This is a genomic window from Radicibacter daui, from assembly GCA_030657355.1.
In the GTDB taxonomy this organism is placed as follows: domain Bacteria; phylum Pseudomonadota; class Alphaproteobacteria; order Radicibacterales; family Radicibacteraceae; genus Radicibacter; species Radicibacter daui.
In genome coordinates this window covers 1,720,997-1,744,382 of sequence record CP131056.1, presented here as the reverse complement: position 1 = coordinate 1,744,382, position 23,386 = coordinate 1,720,997, and the positions used below count along the sequence as shown (strand labels likewise).

The window sequence follows — 23,386 nt, the reverse complement described above, 5'->3', positions numbered from 1 at the left end:
GGCTTCTGCCCGGCACAAATGGCACAGCCCCTGACGGACAGGGGCTGCATTGGCGAACCTAGTTCGGTCCCGGGAACGGGTCAACCCAAATTGCAAACAATCGCAAAGAATGAAGATAATTTTTTGTCATTAAATTTCAACACCACCTCTTGATCAAAAACCAGCCCCGCCTATGTCAGGCACCGTTTCCCGTCGCCAGGCGGCGGAAGGTGGCGCTGAGGCTGGCAGCATCCTGCGCACAGAAGATGCGGCGACCTGGCCCCGGCTTCATCTGGTTGCGCAGCCAGGTAAGCTGCCGTTTTGCATAATTTCGGGTGGCCTGCTGCGCACGGGCCGCAGCCTCCTGCCGGCTGGCCTCTCCTCGCAGATACGCCGCCAGTTCCGGAACGCCCACCGCCTTCATGGCCGGCAGGTCGGGATCGAGCCCGCGTTCCAGCAGCGCCCTCACCTCTTCTTCCGCCCCCGCGGCAAGCATGGCGCCAAAGCGGCGGTCGCAGCGCTCATAGAGCCAGTCGCGCTCCGGCAGCAGCAATCCGATATCGAAACACCAGCCCCCTGGCGGGCGCTGGTGCATCTCGCGCTGCCAGTCACCCTGCGTGCGGCCAGTTGCCGTGACAATCTCGAACGCCCGGATCAGGCGCTGGCGGTCATTGTCATGCAGACGCCCGGCGGCTTCGGGGTCCAGTTCTCCCAGCCGCTGGCGAAAGGCTGCCCCGCCGAGCCCGGCCAGAAGCCCCTCGGCCCCGGTGCGCACCTCGGCCGGCACCGGCGGTATCTCGACGATGCCTTCAATGAGCGCGCGCAGATAAAGGCCGGTGCCGCCAACCAGCATCGGTACCCTTCCCTCGGCCAGCACCGCCGAGATGGCCTCGATGGCAAGGGCGCGCCAGCGGCCGGCCGAACAGGCCTCTTCCGGCGGCAGGGCGCCATAAAGCCGGTGCGGCACAGCCGCCATTTCGCCGGCCGTCGGCGCCGCACTCAACACCGGGATACCGTCATAAACCTGCAGCGCATCGGCATTGATGATGGTGCCGTTCAGCGCGGTAGCCAGTTCCAGCGCAGCCGCGGACTTGCCGCTCGCCGTCGGGCCTGCGATCACGAGAATGGTGGCGGTGGGCAAAAGATCCGTCATGAGGCCCGTTATTCCGTGCGCCGGGCGGGCTGCCAAGCGCTATTCTCGGAAAGCGGATGGCAGCCATTCGCGGCAAGGGCTTGGCAACCCTTTGCCCGCCGCCTGCGTCCCTAGTAAGGTCGCCGCCCCACCCACTGCAACCGCCGGAGAACGGCCCATGCCCTCCTGCCTCACCCTGATTGCCGCCGAACCCGAACTGCTGACCCAGGCGCATCTCGATGCCGCGCGCATGAGCCTTGCGACTTGCGGCGCGGATTTCGGCCTGCCGGACTGGCTGGAGGAAGGCCGTGTGGTGGACCTGCCCTATGTCGGGCCGGTGCCGGAAGCGGTCATCGGGCCGGCACGGCAGGCGCTCGCCGGCATGCCGGTAGACGTTATCGCCCAGAAGATCGAGGGCCGGCGCAAGAAGCTGCTGCTGGCTGACATGGACAGCACCATCGTTACCAGCGAGACACTGGACGAGCTGGCGGCCTTCTGCGGCCTCAAGGACAAGGTGGCCGCCATCACTGCCCGCGCGATGAATGGCGAGATCGACTTCCATGATGCCCTGCGCGAGCGCGTGGCGATGCTGGAAGGTCTGCCGGTGTCAGCGCTGGAAGAAGCCTATCAGGATGTAGAACTGACCGGCGGCGCCGAGGTGCTGGTGCGTACCATGCGCCAGAACGGTGCCCACTGCGTGCTGGTTTCCGGCGGTTTCAAGTTCTTTACCAGCCGCGTTGCCGCGCGCTGCGGCTTCCATGAGGACCGGGCCAATGATTTCATCATCGAAGGCCGGCGCCTGACCGGCGGGGTGGTGGAGCCGATCCTCGACAAGAATACCAAGCTCGAGACGCTCAATCATGAAGTGGCCCGTCTGGGGATCGAAAACCGTCTGACACTGACGGTGGGTGACGGCGCCAATGATCTGCCGATGCTGATGGCGGCCGGGCTTGGCATTGCGTTTCATGCCAAGCCGACAGTGGCGACCTCTGCCAACCACCGGCTTGACCATGCCGATCTCACCGGCCTGCTCTATGCGCAGGGTTACCACCGGGACGAATTCGTCACCGCTTGAGGAAATGGTGGAGTGCCGGCCTCAGGCCGGCGCTCCCAACCGCAATCCGCCATCGATATCGAGCAGGGCGCCGGTGATGAAGCCGTTGAGCGCCAAAGCCAGAATGGCTTCTGCCACTTCCCCCGCCTGCCCGACACGCCCGACCGGCGCCCCGGCGCTGGCGCCGGCGAAGATCGCCTCCTTCATGGCAGGCGCCTGCTGATCCCACCAGGCGGTGTCGATCACGCCCGGCGAGATCGTGTTGACGCGTCTTGGCGCCAGTTCGCGGGCCAGCACCGGCACCATGCCGGCGATGGCGGCATTGATGGCGGCAAGGCCGGAGGTTCCGGGCGCCGCCATACGGGCGGAAGCGGCAGTCACGAAGGTAATGGATCCGCGCTCAGCCAGATAAGGCAACGCGGCCCGGGCAGCGTGCCAGTGTACCCAGAACTTGGCATCGAAGCCCTTTCGCAGATCGGCTTCCGCAATCTCGGCAAAGGGCCCCGCCCCCTTGCCGCCGGAAGCGGCGAGGATGAGATGGTCGAACGGGCCAACCCTCGCCATGAAGCCGGCCAGAGCCACCGGATCACCGGCATCGACAGCCTCTCCGCTAACAGCATCGGCCTCCACGGCATGTGCCTGCAACTGGTCCAGCGCCGTTGCCAGCTTTTGCGGGTCGCGGCCGGCGATCACCACTCGGCTGCCCCGTCCACAGGCCGCCGCCGCTGTGGCCAGCCCCACACCCGACGTGCCTCCGATAATGACGAAGCGTGCTTGCTCGCTCATGATGAATTGCCTCACCGGGAATATTTAGATACGCTACGTACCGTATCGTATTTAGGAAAAACAATGACCGACGTCAAGACCCCCGCCATTTTGCCCGCCGCGGAAAAGGAAACCTCGCGCCCTGCCGGACGCCCCCGCGACAGCGATCTGGATGCACGCATCTTTGCCGCCGCGCTGGAGATCGCCCGTAGCGAGGGTTATGCGCGTGTTTCCATCGAGCGGGTGGCGGCAACGGCCGGCGTCGCCAAGACCAGCATCTACCGCCGCTACCGCTCGCGCGGTGAAATAGTGGCCGAAGCGCTGGTAATGGAGTCCGAAAGCCGCTTCATGGCGCCGGAAGGCTGCCTGATGGAGCTTGGCACCTATATGAGGGCCATTGTTGCTGCAGCTGGCGGCGATGCCCGCGCCCTGCTGCAGGGCATGATGGCGGATGCGCAGCTGGACGAGGTCTTCCGCCAGCACTTTCGCGACCGCTTCATCAAACCCCGGCGCAAGATGCTGGCGGAGATCATCCGCACAGCAACCCCGCGCCCGGTGCCGCAGGCCGACCTGGAGATGACACTGGACCTTGTACTGGGTGCGCTCTGGTACCGGCTGCTCGCCGGCCATGAGCCACTGGATGCTGCCTTCGCCTCGGAGCTCATCAAGGCGATCCGCTCGCAGATCCTCTAATCGGACTGAAAGACAAAAGGGCCGCCGGAGTGATCCGGCGGCCCTTTCTTCATTCCGGTCCCTGGCGCGGGATTATTCCACCGCCAGCGGCACGAAGCGCATGTCGCCCTGGCGGCTGATCAGGACGAGCACGGACTTGCGCCCCTCCTCCTTGGCCTGGGCAAACAGCTTGGACACATCCTGCGGGGTGGCGACCTTCTCGTTCTTCACCTCGCGCACAATGTCGCCGGCCCGCACGCCCTTTTCAAAGGCGTCGCTCTTGGCATCGACGTCGGTCACGACCACACCCTCGGTGCCGTCGGGAACCTCGTACTTGTCCTTGAGGTCATCGCTGAGCGGGGCGAGCGTCATGCCGGCAAGGCGCACCTGGCCGCCATCATCGCTCTCGCCGCCGGCCACCAGACCGGTCTTCATGGCCTCTTCAAGATCGCCGACCTTGACCTTGACCTTGTTGGACTTGCCGTCGCGCCAGTATTCCAGATCCGCGGTCCGGCCGATCTGCGTCTCGGCAACGAGACGCGGCAGGCGCTTCATCTCCGGCACCGGCTTGCCGTCGAAGCTGAGTACCACGTCACCCGCCTTGAGGCCGGCTTCCTCCGCCGGGCCGCCTGCCGTTACATCGGCAATCAGGGCGCCGCGCGGGCTATCCAGCTTCAGGCTTTCGGCGATTTCCGGCGTCACGTCCTGAATGCGCACACCCAGCCAGCCGCGACGGGTGCGGCCATAATCCTTGAGCTGCTCGACCACCACCGACGCAATGTTGGACGGCACCGAGAAGCCGATACCGACCGAACCGCCGGAGGGAGAGAAGATCGCGGTGTTGATGCCGATCACTTCGCCCTTGAGGTTGAAGAGCGGGCCACCGGAATTGCCGCGGTTGATGGCGGCATCCGTCTGCAGGAAGTCGACCAGCGCCTCATTGTTGATGCTGCGGGAACGGGCGGAAAGAATGCCGCTCGTCACCGTACCGCCAAGGCCGAACGGATTGCCGATGGCCAGCACCCAGTCGCCGATGCGGGTGGCATCGCTGTCGCCAAACTTGACCGAAGGCAGCGGCTTGCTGGGCTTGACACGCAGCAGCGCAAGATCGGTGCGGTCATCCTTGCCGACCAGCTCGGCCTTCAGGTTGGTGTCATCCTGCAGGATGACGGTGATCTCGTCGGCGCCATCGATCACATGGTTGTTGGTGACGATGAGGCCCGACGGGTCGATGACGAAGCCCGACCCCAGCGAGGTGGCCCGTTGCGGGCGCGCCGGGGCGTTCTTGTCCATGTAATCCTTGAAGAACTCCTCAAACGGGGAGCCCGGCGGGAACTGCGGCATATCGGGGCCGCGATCTTCCGGGTTCAGCACCTGGCTTGAAGAGATATTGACCACCGCGGGCAGCAGCTTCTCGGCCAGATCGGCAAAGCTGACCGGCGCCCCTGCCGGCTGGGCCCGGACGCCCGGCGCCATCAGCGCGACAAGCGTCAGCATGGCCAGCGCCAGGGCCGCTGCCAGCCAGTTCGGCACGGGCTGCGCTGCCACGGCGGCCACCGCGTGCCGCCGGACTTGCGGGCGGGAACGGGGGAGCGATGTTTGCATGACCTGGTCTCTCATCTCACGAAGCGTTCCCGTAATTGGGCCGGACGGCAGGGCCGCCGGCTCGTGCGACAGAAGGCACTATCCGCGAAGCGAAGGCAAGCCGCCGCAAGCAGACAGACGCCCTTCCCGTTTCGGGCGAACCCGGACACCAAGGGGGCTCCGCCGGTATCCTCTGGCTCTAGAAGCCAAAGGTCCGGCGGAGCCCCCAGGTTGCAGCCCGATTGATGCAGCCCGGATTACTGGGCCGGCACCGGAGTGATGCTCTCGCCCCGATCCGGCGGGATCGGCGCGTCCGTCGGGACCGGAAGCTCGCCCGGCGTGGGCAAACCGGCCACCGGCGGGCTGTCCGCCGGATCAGACGGTCCGCTCAACACAGGGTCCAGCTGTTCAAAATACCGGAAAAACTGGCTTTTTGGTGACAGCACCAGCGTTGTCTTCTGGTCCGCCATCGCTGTGCGGTAAGCCTGCAGCGAGCGGTAGAAGGCATAGAATTCCGGCGCCTTGTCATGCGCCTCGGCCAGAATGCGGGTTGCTTCCCGGTCACCCTCGCCGCGCAGGATATCGGCATCCCGCTGGGCTTCAGCCAGCAGCACCGTGCGGTCACGCTCGGCGCGCGAGCGGATCTGCTGGGCTGCTTCCTGGCCCTGTGCCCGGTTTTCTGCCGCCTCGCGCTGACGCTCGGACTGCATGCGGGCATAGATGGCCTGACTGGTCTGGTCCGGCAGGTCGGCCCGGCGGATGCGCACATCCACCACTTCGATGCCGAAGGCCACACCCTGGGTCGTCATCTCATGACGGATCTGCTCCATGACCTCGGTTCGCTTGGCCGAGAGCAGCTGCACGAGATTGACATTGCCCAGCACCGAACGGAGAGCGGCTTCCAGCTGCGGCACCAGGCGCCGCTGCAGGATTGTCTCCATGGTGCGGAAGTCGCTGCCGCCGCCCACCGACTTGTAGAAGGCGAGCGGGTCGGCAATGCGGTACCGCGCAAAGGCATCGACCTGAAGACGGCGCTGGTCGGCCAGGATCACCTGCTCCACCTGCGGGTCGAGGTCGAGCACGCGGCGCTCCATGTAGACGACGTCCTGGATGAAGGGCAGCTTGAAGTGCGCGCCCGGATCCTGGATGACGCTGACCGGATTGCCGAACTGGGTGACGATGGCCTGATGGCTTTCATCGACCACGAAGAGGCTGGAGCCGACGCCGATCACGGCGGCGGCGGCAACGATGCCGGCGGCAACGAGCTTGGGGTTCACTTGTCGCCTCCCTTCTGGCCGGCGGCCGGAGCCGCGCCGGTGCCGAGCTTGTCGAGCGGCAGATAGGGCACGACACCGCCCGCTGCGCCTTCATCCACCAGCACCTTGTTGGAATTCTTCAGCACGTCTTCCATCGTCTCCAGATAAAGACGCTCCGTGGTCACATCCTTGGCCCGGCGCCAGCTGTCATAGACCGAGAGGAAGCGGGCCGCCTCACCGGTTGCCGTGCTGGTCACCTGCTCGCGATAGGCTTCAGCTTCCTGGCGCATCTTCTCGGACTGGCCACGCGCACCCGGGATGATCTGGTTGCGATAGGCCTCGGCCTCGTTGCGCAGGCGTTCGCGGTCAGCCGCGGCGCGCTGCACGTCAAGGAAGGCATCGACCACCGGTGCCGGCGGATCGACCTTCTGCAACTGCACCTCGGTGATGCGGATGCCGCTTTCATACTGGTCGAGGATCTGCTGCATCAGCTCGCGCGTGTCGGACTGGATGCGGCCGCGCGCTTCGTTGAGCGCCGGCTGGATGTCCGTGCGGCCGATGATCTCGCGCATGGCGGATTCCGCCACGCGCTTCACCGTCGCTTCCGGGTCGCGGATGCGGAACAGGAACTTGTAGGCATCGTCGACGCGCCAGAAGACCGAGAAATCGAGATCGAGAATATTCTCGTCACCGGTCAGCATCAGGCTTTCGTCAGGCACATCGGCCTGCGCGCCACGCTCGGCCCGGAAGCCGATCTCGATCTGGTTGATCTGGTCGACCGCCAGGGTCACCGTCTTCCCGATCGGCGACGGCCAGTTGTAGTTGAGGCCCGGGCTCGTCAGCTGCGTGAAGCGGCCAAACACCAACTCCACGCCCTGGCTGCCGGCCTGCACACGATAAAGGCCGGTCGCGAGCCAGCCGCCCACCAGCACGATGGCAATCAGCACCGCGCCGCGCATACCGGGACTGCCGCCGGGGAACATCCGCTTCAGCCGGTCGAAAAGCGCCGCGATGGCCGCATCGATATCAGGCGGGCGCTGCCCGCCGCCATTGGGGCCACGGCCATTGCCGCCCCAGGGGCCACCGCCCCCGCCGCCACCTTTACCGCCCCCGGGAGGAGAGCCCCACGGGCCTCCACCTGTGGGCCCGCCGCCCCCCTGATTGCTCCACGGCATGCGCTTGTCCTTCTCCTGTTCAAGCTTCCAGTTGCGTCACTATCGGCAGAAAATTCTGCGTGATTCTTGTTGTCCCCCGGCGCGGCGGCTGCTCTTGTCAGCGCCATCTCCTTCCGGCGGTTGCGCCTCGTCGGCTCCCCGGCCTTCCCGGCACACATAAAGTGGGCATATGGCTGGACCGGACGCGCACACCGGACCATATACCGGCAACAGTCCCGTCCGGCCACCTGCCGGCACGGTTGGCATATTAGGATTTTCGAGGCGATTTCAACCATGACAAATCCGGACGAGCAAAAGTTGGTCGCCGCGCTGCGCACCGTCTCCGTGCCCGGAGACGCCGCAACCGACATCGTTTCCGCCGGCATTGTGCAGGGCCTGCACCTGCAGGGCAGCAAGGTGGTGTTCGCGCTGGAGGTCGATCCGGCCATGGGCGCGGCGATGGAACCGATGCGCCTTGCCGCCGAAAATGCCGTGCGCAAAGTGCCGGGTGTGAGCGATGTCGTTGCCGTGCTGACCGCGCGCAAGGCGGCCGGCGCACAGGCCCAGGGCCACAATCATGACCATCACGGCCATGACCATTCTCACGGCCACGATCACTCCCACGGCCACCAGCACGCACCGCGCCCGGCGCCGCAGCAGACCGGGCTTGGCCAGGCTGGCGCGCGCGTGCCGCTGCCGGGCGGGCGTCCGGGCCTTGCGGGCATCCGCAGCGTCATCGCGGTTGCCTCCGGCAAGGGCGGGGTGGGCAAATCGACCACCGCTGTCAATCTTGCGCTTGCCCTTGCGGCCGGCGGCCTCAAGGTCGGCCTGGTCGATGCCGATATCTATGGCCCTTCCCTGCCCCGTATGATGGGCATCACCGGCCAGCCGGGCATCAATGACAACAAGAAGGTCGTGCCGCCCGTCGCCCACGGCGTCAAATGCATGTCGATCGGCTTTTTTGTGCCGGAGGACAGCCCCGCCATCTGGCGCGGTCCGATGATCCAGAGCGCGCTGCAGCAGCTCATCCGTGACAGCGAGTGGGGCGAGCTGGATGCCCTCGTCATCGACCTGCCGCCGGGTACCGGCGATGTGCAGCTCACCCTTGCCCAGCAGGTGCCGATTACCGGCGCCGTCATCGTCTCCACCCCGCAGGACATTGCCCTGCTGGATGCCCGCAAGGGCCTCAACATGTTCCGCAAGGTCGAGGTGCCGGTGCTCGGTATCGTCGAGAACATGAGCTATTACTGCTGCCCTGAGTGCGGCCACCGCGCTGAAATCTTCGGCCATGGCGGCGCGCATGAGGAAGCGGACAAGCTCGGCGTCGACTTCCTTGGCGAGGTGCCGCTGCATATCGATATCCGCACGACCTCCGACAGCGGCGAGCCGGTGGTGGCGAGCCAGCCGGACGGGCATCACGCCGCCGCCTACAAGGCCATCGCCAACCGGGTCTGGGGCCATGTCGAAGCGCGCCTCACCTCGTCGGATCGCAAGCCGCCACGGATAGTGGTGGTGTGATGAGAATGAAGTGCAATATGATAAGCGCTTCACAATAATGGCCGGTGCGGCCCCGCCGCGCCCGGCCTAAAAAGAGACCAAGAGGAACCCCAAGGAGCAGGGCAAACCATGGATATCGGCGTTCCCTATCGGGACATGGGCAAGGTCGACATTACCGAACTGGCGGAGTTCGTGGCCAATCTGCCGCCGGAAGCGTGGCAGAAGAACACCTTCCGCCAGGAAGTGCTGGCCTCGAAGTTCCACTCCACCACGCGCGCCATCACGCTGCGTCACGAATGGCACCACTTCGCCGAGCCGTGGAAGGTGCGCGACCTCACGGATCTGGTTGCCCGCTGGTGCAAGGAAACCGGCCGCAACCCGGATGAGGTCATGCCGAAGATCGTCGCCGAAACCGATGTCGGCCCTGTTTACGAGTTCCCGCAATATCAGGATTTCGCCGCCGTTCTCGAGCCGGTGATCGACCAGATCATGAAGCTGATCGGCACCACCATCACCGGCGTCATCACCCGTCTTGCACTGGTTGAAATGCAGCCCGGCCGCAAGATCGAGCCGCATATCGACGGCCAGCGCATGGCCGCCATCGCCCACCGCTTTCACCTGCCGATCCTCAACACGCGCGGTGTCGTCTACAAGGTGAACGGCAAGAAATTCGATATGAAGCTCGGCCACCTCTACGACTTCAACAACAGCGTCACCCATTCGGTGAAGCACGAAGGCAAGCTGCCGCGCGTCAATCTCTTCTTCGACTATTACCCGATGAAGAAGGCGGTCTACCGCAACCCGCTGGCAGTCTGAAAGCCGCGCGAGGAACCGGGCGCATACTGAACCGGGCGGCACACCCACCGCGCCGCCCGGTTTCACGAGGCTGATCAGTTTAGCGCCATCTGCGCCCGGAGGATACCGGGCAATATGCCTCCCGCCTTGAGTGTGTCGATTTCCTGGCGGGTTTCGACATCCGCGCATACTGAAACTGCGATCCGGGTGCCATCCTGTTTGAGAATTTCCACCTCAAACTCAGTGCGCACTCCCAGCTCACTCTCATCCAGACGCACGCATATGCGGTCCTGACATACCAATCCGGCCTCGGCCGGAATGAAATCATCCATGATCCGGACAGGCAGAACGCCCATGCCGATCAGGTTCGTGCGGTGAATGCGTTCAAAGCTGCGGGCGATGACAGCGCGCGCGCCCAGAAGCGCGGCCCCCTTGGCGGCCCAGTCCCGGGACGAACCCATTCCGTAGCGCTCGCCCGCCAGAATGACACGCGACACATTCCGTTTTTCGTAAAAATCAGCGGCCAGATAGAGGGGCAGGCTGCCTGATGCGCCGTCGACAACGGTTTCGCCGGCAGCCCCCCCCTGGATCAGGCTGTTTTTCGCCAGACGATTGGTGAAAAGCCCCCGCAGCATTACCTCCCAGTTTCCGCGATAGGCCGCATAGACGTTCAGGTCACGCGCGTCGCCCCCCCGCTCGACCAGCCAGCGTCCGGCCTCGCTGTTCACATCGATACGACCAGCCGGCGATATGTGATCTGTCGTAATGTCGTCGCCCAGAACCAGCAGGGGCGCGGCATCATAGTGGCCGAGACGCGAAACCTCGCTGAATGACGCAAATTTAGGGCGCCGCAGGTAACGCGATTCCGGGTTCCACGGAAAACGTGCCCCTTCGGGCGCATCAAGCCCGGCCCAGATCGCATTGGCTGACATTTTCGCAAATGCTGCGGGCACATCTTCCGGAACGACCGCAGCGGCCATAATCGCATCGATTTCCTGCTCGCCGGGCCAGAGATCGCGCAGGTAAACAGGCCGCCCGTCCTCTCTCTCCGCTATCGGGGCAGTCAGAATATCGTCCTTGATATCTCCGCGAAGCGCATAGGCCACCACCAGGGGCGGAGACGCCAGATAGGCAAGATCCAGCATCGGATGCACCCGTCCCGGAAAATTGCGGTTTCCGGACAGCACTGCAACAACGGCCTTCCCAACGGAAAGCGCTTGCTGGACCGGCGCCGGAAGTGGGCCGGAATTTCCGATGCAGGTCGTACATCCGAAGCCAACGATGTCGAACCCTATAGCCCCGAGATCGGCAAGCAAGCCGCTCCGGGAAAGATATTCCGCAGCGGATGGCGAACCAGGCGCAAGCGAGGTCTTCACCCAGGACTTCGGGCGCAGACCAAGACGGTTCGCATTTCGGGCAAGGAGACCCGCAGCGATCAAAAGCCTGGGATCAGAGGTGTTCGTGCAACTGGTGATCGCCGCCACGCCCACGGCTCCGTCCGGCACTCCCTCATCATCGCCCCGCGGAGCCAATGGCCGCCCCAACACGCCCTCGACCAACTGGCAACTGTCGCCGGGCGTACAGAGGTCCTGCGGCCGCCGCGGCCCGGCCAGCGATGGCTGAATGGTCGAGAGATCGATTTCAATTTCCCGGTCAAACCGGGGATGGGCTTTCTCATCGAACCATAATCCCATCGCGTCAAAAACAGCCGGAATGAGATCGAGAAGCGGAGCCGCCCTGCCCGTCCGCTGAAGATACTCGACGGTACGGGCATCGACCGGAAAATAGCCCGTCGTTGCGCCATACTCGGGCGCCATGTTCGCAACCACAGCCCTGTCGTCGGCGGAGAGAGTGGACACACCCGGGCCAAAAAACTCCACGAAGCAACCAGTCACGCCAAGTTTGCGCAGTTCATGCGTAACCTTGAGCGCCAGATCGGTCGACAACACCCCCCGCACCAGAGAGCCCGTCAACCGCACGCCAACAATCTCCGGCATGGCCAGGGAAACCGTCTGGCCGAACATTACGCTTTCGGCTTCGAGCCCCCCGACGCCCCACCCCAACACGCCGATGCCATTGATCATCGGCGTGTGACTGTCGGTTCCCAGAAGCGCATCGGGAAAGGCATCAACGCCCCCGTCGGATCGCCGCACCTCCAGCACAGTTGCCAGTTGCTCGAGATTGATTGTGTGCATGATGCCGGTCCCGGGCGGATTCACCCGAAGATTGCGCATCTCGCGCGAAGCCCATTTCAGGAATGCATAACGTTCCGAATTACGGGCCATCTCGGCAGAGGCATTGCGGGCCAGTGCGTCGCGGACGGCATAGCTATCGACCGAAAGAGAATGGTCAACCGACACTTCCACGGGAAGCGTCGGATAAAGCGCGGCGGCGTCGCCGCCGGCTTCGGACAGCGCATCCTTGAGACCCGCGATGTCAGCAAGCGCCGGCGTGCAGGTCGTATCATGCATTAAAAGCCGGCCCGGGCGAAAGCTCAGCTCGTAAGCGAGCCTGTCCCCCGCCAGCCACCCGTCCAGCGCCGCAAGCAACAGGTCGAGGCCGTCCCCGCTGGTGGCGCGAATGTGATTCTCGACGAGCAGACGCAAAACAACAGGCATCCGCCCAAGACGCTCGCCCAGGACGCTCCGCAACGCCACAAACCTGACAATCTCACCCCCCGCCTCAAGCGTCGCCTCTGGCCCGACCATCAAACGTCCCCCAAACAAACACATTCTCCCCCTGCCCCGCAGGTGAAGGCGGCGTGGAGCTGTCTGGATTTTTTGTCTTTATGGTCGGAAAAATGCAATAGAGAAGATTTCAGAAACCTCAGGCACCACGCGCCAGCATCAATTTTTTCTTCCGGTCAAGCGCATCATGGAGATGCTTTTTCATCGCATAGGAGGCTTCAATAACCTCCCCACGACCCAGAAGTTCGAGAATGGCCAGATGCTGGGTACATTGCTCGATAAAGCGCTGTGGGGTGTAGGCCGCCCGATATTCAAGCAGCCGGCGCATCTGGTTCACGCGTACCAGGGACATGTGAAAATAAGGATTGTTCGAAAACTTGATCAGCTCTTCATGAAAATGAGAGCCGGCCTCCAGGAGTTTTTCAACGGGCAAATGGTCAATATCATAATCCAGCATACGCTGTTGGGCCGTCCGCAACTCCTCCAGTCGCCTGCGTTCAACGATATAGTCCGGCGCTATCATTGCTGCAGGTTCGATTACCATTCTGAACCGGTAGATCTGTTCAAATGATTCCGGCGATCTCGCGACTGACAGCAACCGCCATCCATAACCAGCCTTGCGCTCCGCCCAACCTTCACGCGCGGCTCGCGCCAGGATTTCCTGAACCTGGGCCTTGGTCACGCCGTAGCGGTCACGCAGCAACTGTTCGGTAACTTCTTCAGGCAAAAGGTCCGCCCGCCAGTCGTTTGCGATGCGCTGGTACGGGCTTTCCTGCTCCTCGAGAATCGCAGCTGACGCCTTCGGAGCCCCGGCCCCTGCAAAGCTGGCAACATAAAATCCCCGATTTTCCTTCTGCTCCACCACGCCGGCGTCGCAGAGGATCTTGAGCGCCTCCCGGACAGGGGAGCGGGAAACACCAAACCGGTCCGCAAGCGCCTGCGCACCGAGGTGAGCGCCACCGGCGAGCTGACGCGCTGCAATCTGTTGCGAAAGCTCGCGGGCGATACCCTCTGCCAACTGACTAGACTTCATACCCGGAACCTCAACGACATAACCTGGGTGCAAAATTTTGGCTAAAAGCACCTTAAAGTACAAACCATTTCACCACCCTACCGCGCTCGCATCGCGAAGGGCGCTTTTTGGGAACAATATCATCAATGCATTTCTTATTGCATTTATGAGCGTTAAAAGACAAAGTAACAAAAGTGAACCTGCTCTGCATGACCCGCCCGCCGGGCCGCCGACCATCCAATGATGTCGGACAAGACCTTGCATCACAAAACCATCGGGCCGTAAGCGCCCGGGCCAACAGGGAGGATAGAATGATAAAAATGTCGGCATTCGCGGCATCGACCGCGATGGTCATTCTGGGCGGCGCCGTCCCGGCACTCGCACAGGATGTTGCGGCAGCGACCAAGGAAGGCGCGGTTTCGATCTATACCGCCACGGACATCTCGCAGGCCGAGACTCTGGTGAAGGCTTTCGAGGCCAAATACCCGGGCATTGAGGTCAAGTACAACGATCTCGGGACCAATGGCACCTACAACCGCGCCATTTCCGAGTACGCAGCCGGCCAGGTCGGGGCAGACATCATCTGGACCTCGGGCATGGATCAGGAACTCAAGCTCTATAACGACGGGCTTTTGCAGGAATACAAGTCCACCCAGCTGAAAGACTTGCCGGACTGGGCAGCCTACCAGAATACCGTCTATGCCAGCACGATCGAGCCCGTTGGCATGATGTACAACACTATTGCCTTTCCCGATGGCAAGGGCATTCCGAAGACCCGCGCCGAACTGCTGACGCTGCTCCAGTCCGACCAGCGGGTAAAGGGAAAGGTCGCGACATTTGACCCGGAAAAGTCGGGCGCCGGCTTCCTTTTTGCCACCAACGAAGCAAGAACATCGCCTGACAGTTTCTGGGCCGTATCCAAGGCTTTCGGCGCCAGCAACGGCAAGACCTACTCCAGTTCCGGCGCCATGAAGGAATCCGTGATCTCGGGCGAGAACGCTTTCGCCTATAATATTATCGGCTCCTACGCCATCGACTGGGCAAAAGCCAACAAGACGCTGGGCGTCGCCTTCTTCAGCGATAACAACGCCGCCTTCTCGCGCCTGATCGCCATTGCCAACGGAGCCCCGCATCCGGAGGCCGCCAAGCTGTTCATCGATTTTGCGCTTTCGAAGGAAGGTCAGGAAAGCCTTGCCGCAAAGGGCCTGCCTTCAGTGCGCTCCGATACCAGCACCGGTATGAATGCGAAGAACCTGGCCGACGCCATCGGCGGCCCGGTCACTCCCATCAAGGTTGATGAAGGCCTGCTTGAATATATGGGCCAGACCAAGCGGGTAAAATTCATGAATGACTGGCGCGCCGCTCTCGGCAAGTGACAGATCCGGCGGTCTCATTCCCGATGAGACCGCCGCCCTTTCTCATTTGCCGATGATGTTCATCCCATACTATTGGCCCGGGAGCTTTGGCGGTGGCAGATCACATACCAGCCGGCAAGATGCCGGCATTTGTCGCACAGCGACAAGACGCTGCCCTCACACGTGGCGCCATCATAGGGGCGCTTTTTCTGATCGTGATGATGCCCGTAGGGCTGATCATCTATCAGAGCCTTCTCAGTGAGGCTTTTTTCTACAAATCAGCAAAGCTCGCGCTTGACGCTTACGCCTTCATTCTGACGGACCCGGCCTTTTACGAGGCCCTCTACACAACCGTCATCATCGCCGCAGGCATGGTGGCCGTCGCCGTGCCTCTGGGCGGGGTGCTCGCCTTTCTGCTCACGCGCACGGACATCCGGTTCAAAAGAGCCCTCGAGATCCTTGTGCTTGTGCCGATGTTCATCTCATCGATCGTGCTCGGCTTTGGCTACACAGTGGCCGTTGGGCCAACCGGTGCAGTTTCCCTGGCAGTCAGACATGTGATCGGCTTCGTGCCGTGGAACATCTATTCCCTGCCCGGCATCATTGTGATCGCCGGGCTCTCGCATGTTCCCCACGTCTATCTCTATGTCTCCGCAACCATGCGCAATCTGCCGTCCGATCTGGAGGAGGCCGCGCGCACCACGGGTGCAGGCCTGCTGCGAGTATTAACTGACGTCACATTGCCAATGGTGCTGCCCGGGATGATTTTTGCGGCGGCCCTCCTCCTCCTCCTCGGCCTTGAGATGTTTGGCCTGCCACTCGTTCTGGGAGATCCCAACGGCATCCTTGTGCTGACAACATATATCTACAAGCTCACGACCCTGTTTGGCGTGCCGACCTACCAACTCATGGCCGTAGTGGCCGTGCTGCTCGTCCTGATCACCTTGCCGCTGATCTGGGTGCAACGTCGCCTGCTGCGGAACGCCAGACGGTACGCCGCTCTTGGAGGCAAGGGAAACCGCGCGACACCGCTTAACCTCGGCCGCAGGGGACAGATTCTGGCGTTAGGGGCAATCGCGCTCTGGCTGGTGATTTCCGTTGTGCTGCCAATCGGCGGCATCATATTGCGGGCCTTTGTCGATGCCTGGGGTGAAGGCATCGATTTGACGCAGCACTTCACGCTGGCCCATTTCAAGGCCCTTGCCGACGTTCCCAGCCTCTATCACGGCATCATCAACACCATCCTGATCGGTGTCTTCGGCGGTATCGCGGCCGTGTTTCTCTATCTGGTTATAGGGCTTGCCGGGCATCGCAACCAAGGCTTCTCCGGCACCCTGCTCGACTATACGGTGTTGCTTCCCAGAGCCCTGCCGGGCCTCGTCGTGGGGCTTGCCTTCTTCTGGGTATTCCTCTTCGTGCCTGCCCTGCATGCCGTGCGCACGACGCTTATATCGATATTCATCGCCTATGCAGTCGTCGGCCTCTCCTATGGACTTCGCCTCATACAGGCGAACCTGATGCAGATCGCCCCCGAACTTGAAGAAGCGGCACGAACAACCGGGGCCACAGCACTACGGACATGGCGCGATGTTGTCATCCCGCTAACGCGCCCCGGGCTCGCCGGAGCCTGGGCGCTCATCATGATCATTTTTATCCGCGAGTACGCTACGGGCGTCTATCTCATGAGTTCCGGCACCGAAGTGATCGGCTCCCTCATGGTCTCGCTTCTGCAAACCGGCGCCATGGACATCATCGCTGCGCTAGCCTTTGTCAGCATCATTCTGACGGCGCTCGGGCTGTTCCTCGCCCTCAAACTCGGAGCCCGCATCAATGAGTGATCTGATCGTCGAAAACGTCCAGAAGTGGCTGGGCGGCCTGCAAATCCTCAAGGGCTGTTCCTTTGTTGCCAATCGCGGATCTATCGTTGCCCTGCTCGGCGCCTCAGGTTCCGGGAAAACCACGCTTTTGCGCGCGATGGCCGGCCTCGGCCATCCCGAAATCGGGCGCATCGTCATTGGCGGTCAAACGGTGCTGGATAGTGACAGGGGCATCATAGTACCGCCGGAAAAGCGGAACATCGGGCTTGTTTTCCAGTCCTACGCCCTTTGGCCGCACCGGACTGTCCGCGAAAATGTCGGGTATGGCCTGAAACTGCGCGGCGTCAACCGCACCGACACGGCCCGACGGGTTCAGGAAACGCTGGAACATATCGGGCTTGGACATCTCGCTGACCGTTATCCTGACCAGCTTTCCGGCGGGCAGCAGCAACGTGTTGCCATTTGCCGCGCGCTTGTCTACGAGCCCAAGGTTCTGTTGCTTGACGAGCCGCTTTCCAATCTGGACGCCAAGCTGCGCGAAGAAGCCCGCTACTGGATTCGCAAGCTGATACTGGATCTGGGACTTTGCGCCGTCCTGGTCACCCACGATCAGAGCGAGGCATTGGCCGCCGCGGACCAGATCATCCTTCTTAAAGACGGTCGCATCGTCCAGTCCGGCGCTCCGCATTCGATATATTCGGAGCCGACGAATTTCTTCACCGCCGATTTTCTTGGCGCCAACAACATCCTCAAAGGGGTCCTGCGAGACCAGGAGGGAACGGCGATGATTGAAGGCGAAGGGTGGCGCTTGCCGGCAACCATCCGTGACGCAGAAGGCGTGGCCAACGGTTCAAACGTCCGTGCAGTCGTTCGGGTAGAAGAGATTTCGGTGTTTGATGATCCGCAGGAGGAGGGGATCGAACTCGACCTTGTCGACAACGTCTATCTTGGCGACAAGTGGGAATATCGCCTGGAGCGTGGAAGTTTCAAGGCAAGGGCGCATGGCCCCCGGCGCCTCGAAGCCGGCAGGGTCTGGGCACAAATCCCGCCGCAAAACGTCTGGCTGTTTCAGGACACTGCTGCGAGCTGAGCAAGCGGCCAGCAATTAGCAGCAAGGAAGAGTGCGCCGCCCCCAACCGCAGGGGGCGGCGCCTCAAAGCCATTTAAGCCAGCGAAATACCAGAAACTCGATGGCGGCGAGCACCACCATGCCGACCACCATGATCCAGAAGGCCGCACCGTCCGTGGTGCCCGGCACACCGGCAACATTGGCGCCGAACAGCGAGGCGATGAGGTTGAGCGGCAGGAAAACCGCCGCCACCACCGTCAGCACGTAACTCGTGCGCTGGGTACGCTGATTCTGGCGGGCCGACAGCTGGTCCTGCACCAGCACGATATGCTCGCGTAGCGCATCGAGCGTCTCCAGCTGGCGGGAGGCTGCATCGGCCATCTCCCGCAGCCGCACGGCCCCGCGCAGATCGAGCCAGTCCGGTTCCGAGGCGCAAACATCGGAAAGCGCCTCGACCTGCGGCCCGATATAGCGCCTGAGCCAGATGGCGCGCCGCTGCAGCCGGCCGAGATTTTCCCCGCAATCGGAGGCCCCGCCGTCCAGCACCTGCTCCTCGATCTCGTTCAGCTCCTCCTCCATCGACCGGGCGACCTCGCGCACACGGTCGGCGATGCGCTGGATGAGCATGAAGACGATATCGCTGACGGCAAGCGGCGCCTTGCCGGCCTGGCAGGCGCTGGTCGCCACATCGCCGACGGCAAAAACACGCCGCCGCCACAGCGTGACAAGACGCCGGGGCGTGATCCAGAAACGCAGCGAGACCATATCTTCCGGGCGGGCGCCGGGATTGAGGTTGACCCCGCGCAGGATCAGCAGATCGCCATTGGCGAAATGGGCATAACGCGGCCGGGTCTCTTCGGCGGCAAAGGCAGCAAGGGCTTCCGGCTCGTCGATGCCGAGCGCCTCCAGGCGGTCCAGAATGCCTTCCTCGTTGCGGTCGCCGTGAAACCAGCAGGCCTCCGCGGCCTCGGCCGGCGGTTCAGCCGCCGGATGCAACTCGCCGGAGCCAAGATCAAGAACGAAGGGAACCGGGATTTCCTGCGGGGCAATCATCGGGCACGGCACTCCTCATCCAGGAGGCCCGATCCTGCTCCCTTTCCTCCCGGCCCGGCCTCCTTGAAAGGTCAGGAGCGGCAGGAGCCTTTCGCCGGTTCACCGGCCTGCGGCCCCTGCCCGTGGTCGTGCCTTAACGCCCGAGCGAGGCCATCAGTTCGTCCCACTCACGCTTGCTGAGGCGGGTATCGGCCTGGGCGACCTCCTCCCCGGCCAGCAGGCGGCGCACCACATCCAGCGCCGGAGCCGAGAGGGTCTCGGCGCCGCGTTTGTAGTCCTCACCGGCCTGCCAGGCGATCGGCACCCAGCGCCGGACAGTATCCAGCATGGCTTCGGCAAAGACGCGGATTTCGTACTGGGCGTGGGAATCAGCCCGCAGCCGCAGGAAATGCAGCAGGTTGTGCAGATCGATCTTCCAGTAGAACTGGGTATAGAGATTGATCGGCAGGTTCATGCGGGCGAGTTCGCGGGCAAGGCCATCGCGGCTCTCGTCGATCACATTGCCGTCGCCATCCTCGTTCAGCATCTCCACATAGTGCTGGTAGGACTGGCGGGCATCGTCTTTTAGCAGCTGCAGGACGCGCACAGCCTCTTCGCCCTCCAGCACGGCGCCGCGGCCCTGACGGTTGGAGCGCGACTGGGCGGCAAGCTGCTCGGTGCGCGGGATGTAGAACTCATCCTCCATCACCGAATAGCGGCCGGAATATTCATTCACATTGGCGGTGCGATGACGGATCCACTGGCGCGCCACGAAGATAGGCAGCTTGATGTGATACTTGATCTCGCACATCTCGAACGGCGTGGTGTGGGCGTGGCGCAGCAGGTAGCGGATCAGCCCCTCATCCGAGCGGGCGGCCTTGGTGCCGGCGCCGTAGGAAACACGCGCCGCCTGCACGATGGCCGCATCGTCGCCCATATAGTCGATCACGCGGACAAAGCCATGATCGAGAACGGGAATCGCCTCGTAGAGGATCTCCTCAAGCCCGGGGCTGACGGCACGGCGGGTCAGCGTCTGGTTGGCGCGCAGAGCCTCGATTTCAGCCTGCTGTTCGGGTTTGATCGTCATGAACCAGGGGCCCTGTCTTCTGGGAGAACAAATCGTGTCGGCGCCAAGCTAGCACCCCCTGCCGGCAATCGGAACGGCGGAGTTGCGGCCAGTAGGGCATTGAACCCGAACAAGCTGTTTTATCATTTTAAAACAATAAGATAAGACGACATTCGTCAGAAGGCTGATGGCTGCTTTGTGCAAAAAGCAGGGCTTTTGGCCCCTTCTCCGCCAAAAGCCTCTTTCGGCCCCTGCACTGCCTCCCTATATTAACCCCGTCGGCGTCCGGGATCCCTTTGGCGTCCGACTATGGTGATAAACGCTTGATGGAATAGGCGGAGCGGACCCGGGGGCGGTACCCGGCGCCTCCACCACATGCCAGGCGGAACCGGGGCACGAAAGTGCTTCAAGGGCCGCAGGCAACAGGGGGGCGAAACAGGATTGACGCACGCTCAAAGATCAAGTTTTTGCCCGGCATGGTACCACCGTCATCGGACCAAACCTCACAAGTGCCAACGATAACCATCGCATGGCCATCGCTGCCTAATCTTTAGGTAAGCGCGGTTCGGGGGGCACCGGGCAACAGAAGCCCCCCACTGAATTCAAGGGGCCCGGCGCCCGACAGCAAACGCGTGGCGGCGGACTTCAAGGCAAGGAAGCAACCGGCCCCGCCGTCAGGGCAGGCCGGACAGCGGCAGAAAAAACGGACAGAGATGACGACAGTTCACCTGCGGTACGACAAGATGGTGGAACGGGCCCTTCGCGGCGTTGTGCGCGAAGCGCTGGAGGAGGTTGCCGCCAATGGACTGCCGGGTGACCATCATTTCTACATCACCTTCCTGACCCGCCATCCCGGCGTGCGCATGCCGGAGTTCCTTCGCGCCCAGTACAAGCGCGAAATGACCATCGTGCTGCAATTCCAGTTCTTCGACCTGATGGTGCGGCGTGACGGTTTCGGCGTGACGCTCAGCTTCGGCGGTGCCGGCGAAAGGCTGGAAATTCCCTTCGAGGCCATCGTCACCTTCGCCGACCCGGCGGTGAATTTCGCTCTCCAGTTCCAGACCGAACAGGCCGACGACGAGGATGAGGAGCTGGAAGCTCTCGCCGACGAGACTGCCGAAGACGCCGGCGAGGAAGAAAAGCCGGTCGACGAAGAGGGCGGGGAGCCCGAAACCGGCAAGGTGGTGGCGCTGGACGCCTTCCGCAAGAAGCCCTGAGGAGCGGGCGGGCCATGCTGTCTGCCTGCATCTACCGGATCGGACCGGCTGCGGCCAGCCTTGGCCCTGCTCCTTTGCGTCCCGTCCTGTCCGGCACAAGGGACCGCTGAATGGCTCGCCGCAAGTTCAAGCGCTCCGAAGCGGTCAACTTCCTCAAATCCTACAAGGGACAGGTCGCCGAACTCGCCGAGATGGCGCGCCGGGCAGAGACCGAGGCGACCAAGGAAAACTACGAGCTCTACTACAAGTTCCGCGCCAAGGTTTCCGAATGCGAAACCTTTTCCATCATGATCGACCAGCGCCTGCAGAACCTGGCCGAGGGCGCTGACGAGAAGCTGAACCGCAACTTCATGCAGCTCAACGCGCATATGCTGGGCTGCCAGATCCGGGCCTCTATCCGTTTCTTCTTCGTGCTCTCCATGTCCAACGCCCTGCCCATGGGGGCGCGGGAGATGTTCATGGAAGAGCTGAAGCGCATGCACTCGTGCCACGCCAAGCTCAACGAGCCGCGTTATGCCGATGTGATCGACCAGGACATGAAGAACAACCTCGATATCGCCACCGACATCATCGAGGAAATCATCGAGCGCGCGCCCAACATGTTCAGCTTCACCGAAGTCTGACGCGCCGCCCCCTTCCCGCTTCCACCTCCTGCTGCTGCCCGCCGGACCGGCCCGTTCGCATGGCTGGTTTGCGTGCCACGCTTTGCACTGCACAATGAGTGCCCATGCAGAAAGCGCGTTGGCGCAGGCGGGGTGCGCCGATGCATATTTTCGTCATCAGCAAGGGCCGAACCGGCCGGCGCCGAACGGAAGGATGCTTCAGATCATGGCCAGCAAACCGCTCATCATTGAACGTGCCCGCGTGCAGCTCGATGCGCTGCGTCTTGCCGCCGCCGTGCTCCGTCGCCGCGATTTCAACGAGGAAATCAGCCGCAACGAGCAGCTTCTCCTGGCCGCCGGCGCCTGATCGCGCCCCGCCCCTACAGGAATTTCATCATGGCTATCCGCCGCCTGCTTCTCGCCCGTTACCGCAACCAGCTTGATCGTCTGCGCATTGCCGCGGCCGTGCTGCGCACCCGTGAGTACGATGTCGATATCGGCCGCTACGAAGTGCTGCTGACGCGTCTGGGCGGCTGATCGCAGCCTGAAGCACGAGCGTGAAATCAAAAGGATTGCTGCATCGCAGCAGTCCTTTTTTATGGTCTGCCCAACCGCCCTCAACGGGGGCGCGGCGGCTTTTCCTGATGGGCCTCGATATAGGCGAGGGCCTTTTCGCGCAGGCGCCGGTTTTCCTGCATGGCCGCAGCTTCGGCCTTCAGCGCCTCATCCCGGCGGGTGCCGGCCACCTGTGCCGCCGCCCTCAGCGCGCTGACCGTCTCGCGCAGGCCCGCCGCCTCTTTTGACTGGCGCTCATATTGCCGGTTTGCGGCCACCAGCCCGTCGATCAGCAACCGGGCCACCGCCACGATCATCGGGTGTGCTTCATCAAGGCGGCGGCGGAAGGCCTCCCGCGGAACAGAAAGCAAGACGCAGCCATGCCCGGCAGCACGGGCCGAGGCGTTGCGCGGAGCATCGTTGACGAGGGCAGCCTCGCCGAACACGGCCCCTTCTTCCAGCCGCGCGACGATGGTGGGGGTGGCGGCCTGCCCCACCCAGATTTCCACCGCCCCCTGCTTGATGAGATACATCGCATCGCCAAGAGACTTCTCGGCAAAGATCTCCTGCCCTGGCAGCAGGACCAGCTCTTCGATATCGACGGTCGCGGACATGGTGACCGGCATGCCTCCCCTGGCGGCTTTTGCAAGATCAAGCCGTGAGGTGCGGCAACCTGTCAACTTCGGGAGCCAAAAATGGAGAAAACTGGCGGTGATCCCGCGAAGGATCGGCGGCCCTGCCGGTCAGTTCGGCAGGGAAACGCCGATAACCTCATCCATACGGGTTTTCTGCAGCAGGCGCGCCACCTGGCCGGAGGCCGCGGAGAGGCGCAGGCTGGAGCCCTGCTTGCGCAGGTCAGCATCGGCAACCAGCAGCATGCCAAGGCCGGTTGAGTCGAGATATTCGAGGCCCGCGAGATCAAGCACCACCTCGCCGGCCATGACGCTCGACAGGGCATCCGCCAGCATGCGGCTGAAGCTATCGGCATCCTTGTAGGTAAGCCGGCCTTCGAGCGAGATAATCGCCTCAGTATCGGAGCGGTTGATGGCGTAGAGCATTCCTTGAAATCCAGAATATCGCGCTACG

The 23,386-nt window shown here is 62.9% G+C and carries 22 protein-coding genes and 1 other RNA gene; 12 read left to right on the top strand and 11 right to left on the bottom strand.

Annotated elements, in window-relative coordinates:
• Positions 1-175: 175 nt before the first annotated feature.
• Positions 176-1,132 (bottom strand): tRNA (adenosine(37)-N6)-dimethylallyltransferase MiaA, encoded by a 957-nt coding sequence (gene miaA, locus QTL98_RS08245; RefSeq protein WP_445681739.1) that lies wholly within the window; start codon positions 1,130-1,132, stop codon positions 176-178.
• A 157-nt stretch (positions 1,133-1,289) separates the two neighbouring features.
• On the opposite strand from miaA, the gene serB reads away from it, so the two are divergent.
• Entirely contained in the window at positions 1,290-2,186 is an 897-nt protein-coding gene (serB, locus tag QTL98_RS08240; RefSeq protein ID WP_445681738.1) for a phosphoserine phosphatase SerB, read from the top strand.
• Between the two features lie 21 nt (positions 2,187-2,207).
• Here the strand turns inward: serB and QTL98_RS08235 are convergent, their stop codons facing one another.
• Entirely contained in the window at positions 2,208-2,951 is a 744-nt protein-coding gene (locus tag QTL98_RS08235) for an SDR family oxidoreductase (protein ID WP_445681737.1), read from the bottom strand.
• Between the two features lie 63 nt (positions 2,952-3,014).
• Between QTL98_RS08235 and QTL98_RS08230 the strand changes: the two genes are divergently transcribed.
• On the top strand, positions 3,015-3,623 hold the full coding sequence (locus QTL98_RS08230) for a TetR/AcrR family transcriptional regulator (protein WP_445681736.1): 609 nt from the start codon (positions 3,015-3,017) through the stop codon (positions 3,621-3,623).
• A 72-nt stretch (positions 3,624-3,695) separates the two neighbouring features.
• Here the strand turns inward: QTL98_RS08230 and QTL98_RS08225 are convergent, their stop codons facing one another.
• The 3 genes from QTL98_RS08225 to hflK all read right to left on the bottom strand — a co-directional run bounded on the left by QTL98_RS08225 (position 3,696) and on the right by hflK (position 7,617).
• The gene (locus QTL98_RS08225; protein ID WP_510637539.1) at positions 3,696-5,150 is read right to left on the bottom strand and encodes a DegQ family serine endoprotease; all 1,455 of its coding nucleotides are present in this window, start codon (positions 5,148-5,150) and stop codon (positions 3,696-3,698) included.
• Positions 5,151-5,443: 293 nt separating this feature from the next.
• Complete coding sequence (hflC, locus tag QTL98_RS08220) at positions 5,444-6,463, bottom strand: protease modulator HflC (RefSeq protein ID WP_445681735.1); 1,020 nt, start codon at positions 6,461-6,463, stop codon at positions 5,444-5,446.
• Positions 6,460-7,617, bottom strand: coding sequence for an FtsH protease activity modulator HflK (gene hflK / locus QTL98_RS08215; RefSeq protein ID WP_445681734.1), 1,158 nt, complete (start codon positions 7,615-7,617; stop codon positions 6,460-6,462). The genes hflC and hflK overlap by 4 nt, the downstream gene beginning before the upstream one ends.
• 273 nt (positions 7,618-7,890) lie before the next feature.
• Between hflK and apbC the strand changes: the two genes are divergently transcribed.
• Both apbC and QTL98_RS08205 read left to right on the top strand, forming a co-directional pair.
• On the top strand, positions 7,891-9,114 hold the full coding sequence (gene apbC / locus QTL98_RS08210) for an iron-sulfur cluster carrier protein ApbC (protein ID WP_445681733.1): 1,224 nt from the start codon (positions 7,891-7,893) through the stop codon (positions 9,112-9,114).
• A 108-nt stretch (positions 9,115-9,222) separates the two neighbouring features.
• Positions 9,223-9,909 carry an aspartyl/asparaginyl beta-hydroxylase domain-containing protein gene (locus tag QTL98_RS08205; RefSeq protein ID WP_445681732.1) on the top strand — a complete coding sequence of 229 codons (687 nt, stop codon included), beginning with the start codon at positions 9,223-9,225 and terminating at the stop codon, positions 9,907-9,909.
• A gap of 74 nt (positions 9,910-9,983) precedes the next feature.
• On the opposite strand, the gene acnA is transcribed toward QTL98_RS08205, so the two are convergent.
• Together acnA and QTL98_RS08195 are read right to left on the bottom strand one after the other, a co-directional pair.
• Entirely contained in the window at positions 9,984-12,596 is a 2,613-nt protein-coding gene (acnA, locus tag QTL98_RS08200) for an aconitate hydratase AcnA (RefSeq protein WP_445681731.1), read from the bottom strand.
• A gap of 118 nt (positions 12,597-12,714) precedes the next feature.
• The gene (locus QTL98_RS08195) at positions 12,715-13,593 is read right to left on the bottom strand and encodes a GntR family transcriptional regulator (RefSeq protein ID WP_445681730.1); all 879 of its coding nucleotides are present in this window, start codon (positions 13,591-13,593) and stop codon (positions 12,715-12,717) included.
• A gap of 314 nt (positions 13,594-13,907) precedes the next feature.
• On the opposite strand from QTL98_RS08195, the gene QTL98_RS08190 reads away from it, so the two are divergent.
• From QTL98_RS08190 to QTL98_RS08180, 3 genes are all read left to right on the top strand, one after another.
• Positions 13,908-14,963, top strand: coding sequence for an ABC transporter substrate-binding protein (locus QTL98_RS08190; RefSeq protein WP_445681729.1), 1,056 nt, complete (start codon positions 13,908-13,910; stop codon positions 14,961-14,963).
• A 119-nt stretch (positions 14,964-15,082) separates the two neighbouring features.
• Positions 15,083-16,780, top strand: coding sequence for an ABC transporter permease (locus QTL98_RS08185; RefSeq protein WP_510637556.1), 1,698 nt, complete (start codon positions 15,083-15,085; stop codon positions 16,778-16,780).
• The gene (locus QTL98_RS08180; RefSeq protein WP_445681727.1) at positions 16,773-17,849 is read left to right on the top strand and encodes an ABC transporter ATP-binding protein; all 1,077 of its coding nucleotides are present in this window, start codon (positions 16,773-16,775) and stop codon (positions 17,847-17,849) included. Before QTL98_RS08185 ends, QTL98_RS08180 begins: the two co-directional genes overlap by 8 nt.
• Before the next feature lie 63 nt (positions 17,850-17,912).
• Here QTL98_RS08180 and QTL98_RS08175 read toward each other — a convergent pair whose 3' ends face one another.
• Both QTL98_RS08175 and thyX read right to left on the bottom strand, forming a co-directional pair.
• Positions 17,913-18,881, bottom strand: a complete 969-nt coding sequence (locus QTL98_RS08175; protein ID WP_445681726.1) for a CorA family divalent cation transporter — start codon at positions 18,879-18,881, stop codon at positions 17,913-17,915.
• 133 nt (positions 18,882-19,014) lie between these two features.
• Complete coding sequence (thyX, locus tag QTL98_RS08170) at positions 19,015-19,947, bottom strand: FAD-dependent thymidylate synthase (RefSeq protein WP_445681725.1); 933 nt, start codon at positions 19,945-19,947, stop codon at positions 19,015-19,017.
• Between the two features lie 217 nt (positions 19,948-20,164).
• On the opposite strand from thyX, the gene ssrA reads away from it, so the two are divergent.
• The 5 genes from ssrA (at position 20,165) to QTL98_RS08145 (ending at position 22,282) form a co-directional block, all read left to right on the top strand.
• Positions 20,165-20,524: a transfer-messenger RNA gene (gene ssrA / locus QTL98_RS08165) on the top strand.
• Between the two features lie 115 nt (positions 20,525-20,639).
• Positions 20,640-21,143 carry an SspB family protein gene (locus tag QTL98_RS08160; RefSeq protein WP_445681724.1) on the top strand — a complete coding sequence of 168 codons (504 nt, stop codon included), beginning with the start codon at positions 20,640-20,642 and terminating at the stop codon, positions 21,141-21,143.
• A 110-nt stretch (positions 21,144-21,253) separates the two neighbouring features.
• Positions 21,254-21,766, top strand: coding sequence for a hypothetical protein (locus QTL98_RS08155; protein ID WP_445681723.1), 513 nt, complete (start codon positions 21,254-21,256; stop codon positions 21,764-21,766).
• A gap of 205 nt (positions 21,767-21,971) precedes the next feature.
• Positions 21,972-22,112, top strand: a complete 141-nt coding sequence (locus QTL98_RS08150; RefSeq protein WP_445681722.1) for a hypothetical protein — start codon at positions 21,972-21,974, stop codon at positions 22,110-22,112.
• Between the two features lie 29 nt (positions 22,113-22,141).
• On the top strand, positions 22,142-22,282 hold the full coding sequence (locus QTL98_RS08145) for a hypothetical protein (protein WP_445681721.1): 141 nt from the start codon (positions 22,142-22,144) through the stop codon (positions 22,280-22,282).
• Positions 22,283-22,362: 80 nt separating this feature from the next.
• On the opposite strand, the gene QTL98_RS08140 is transcribed toward QTL98_RS08145, so the two are convergent.
• The gene (locus tag QTL98_RS08140) at positions 22,363-22,914 is read right to left on the bottom strand and encodes a cyclic nucleotide-binding domain-containing protein (protein ID WP_445681720.1); all 552 of its coding nucleotides are present in this window, start codon (positions 22,912-22,914) and stop codon (positions 22,363-22,365) included.
• Positions 22,915-23,043: 129 nt separating this feature from the next.
• Positions 23,044-23,358: an STAS domain-containing protein gene (locus QTL98_RS08135; RefSeq protein ID WP_445681719.1), complete on the bottom strand. Its 315-nt coding sequence runs from the start codon at positions 23,356-23,358 to the stop codon at positions 23,044-23,046.
• Positions 23,359-23,386 lie beyond the last annotated feature (28 nt).

Excerpts from the sequence above, each read along its gene's own strand:
- QTL98_RS08235 (WP_445681737.1), bottom strand. The coding sequence starts at position 2,951 with ATGAGCGAGCAAGCACGCTTCGTCATTATCGGAGGCACGTCGGGTGTG.
- QTL98_RS08230 (WP_445681736.1), top strand. The coding sequence starts at position 3,015 with ATGACCGACGTCAAGACCCCCGCCATTTTGCCCGCCGCGGAAAAGGAA.
- QTL98_RS08155 (WP_445681723.1), top strand. The coding sequence starts at position 21,254 with ATGGCTCGCCGCAAGTTCAAGCGCTCCGAAGCGGTCAACTTCCTCAAA.
- QTL98_RS08140 (WP_445681720.1), bottom strand. The coding sequence starts at position 22,914 with ATGTCCGCGACCGTCGATATCGAAGAGCTGGTCCTGCTGCCAGGGCAG.
- thyX (WP_445681725.1), bottom strand. The coding sequence starts at position 19,947 with ATGACGATCAAACCCGAACAGCAGGCTGAAATCGAGGCTCTGCGCGCC.
- apbC (WP_445681733.1), top strand. The coding sequence starts at position 7,891 with ATGACAAATCCGGACGAGCAAAAGTTGGTCGCCGCGCTGCGCACCGTC.
- QTL98_RS08190 (WP_445681729.1), top strand. The coding sequence starts at position 13,908 with ATGTCGGCATTCGCGGCATCGACCGCGATGGTCATTCTGGGCGGCGCC.
- acnA (WP_445681731.1), bottom strand. The coding sequence starts at position 12,596 with ATGGTCGGGCCAGAGGCGACGCTTGAGGCGGGGGGTGAGATTGTCAGG.
- QTL98_RS08135 (WP_445681719.1), bottom strand. The coding sequence starts at position 23,358 with ATGCTCTACGCCATCAACCGCTCCGATACTGAGGCGATTATCTCGCTC.
- miaA (WP_445681739.1), bottom strand. The coding sequence starts at position 1,132 with ATGACGGATCTTTTGCCCACCGCCACCATTCTCGTGATCGCAGGCCCG.
- QTL98_RS08160 (WP_445681724.1), top strand. The coding sequence starts at position 20,640 with ATGACGACAGTTCACCTGCGGTACGACAAGATGGTGGAACGGGCCCTT.
- QTL98_RS08205 (WP_445681732.1), top strand. The coding sequence starts at position 9,223 with ATGGATATCGGCGTTCCCTATCGGGACATGGGCAAGGTCGACATTACC.
- QTL98_RS08175 (WP_445681726.1), bottom strand. The coding sequence starts at position 18,881 with ATGATTGCCCCGCAGGAAATCCCGGTTCCCTTCGTTCTTGATCTTGGC.
- serB (WP_445681738.1), top strand. The coding sequence starts at position 1,290 with ATGCCCTCCTGCCTCACCCTGATTGCCGCCGAACCCGAACTGCTGACC.
- QTL98_RS08180 (WP_445681727.1), top strand. The coding sequence starts at position 16,773 with ATGAGTGATCTGATCGTCGAAAACGTCCAGAAGTGGCTGGGCGGCCTG.
- QTL98_RS08185 (WP_510637556.1), top strand. The coding sequence starts at position 15,083 with ATGCCGGCATTTGTCGCACAGCGACAAGACGCTGCCCTCACACGTGGC.
- QTL98_RS08145 (WP_445681721.1), top strand. The coding sequence starts at position 22,142 with ATGGCTATCCGCCGCCTGCTTCTCGCCCGTTACCGCAACCAGCTTGAT.
- QTL98_RS08150 (WP_445681722.1), top strand. The coding sequence starts at position 21,972 with ATGGCCAGCAAACCGCTCATCATTGAACGTGCCCGCGTGCAGCTCGAT.
- hflK (WP_445681734.1), bottom strand. The coding sequence starts at position 7,617 with ATGCCGTGGAGCAATCAGGGGGGCGGCGGGCCCACAGGTGGAGGCCCG.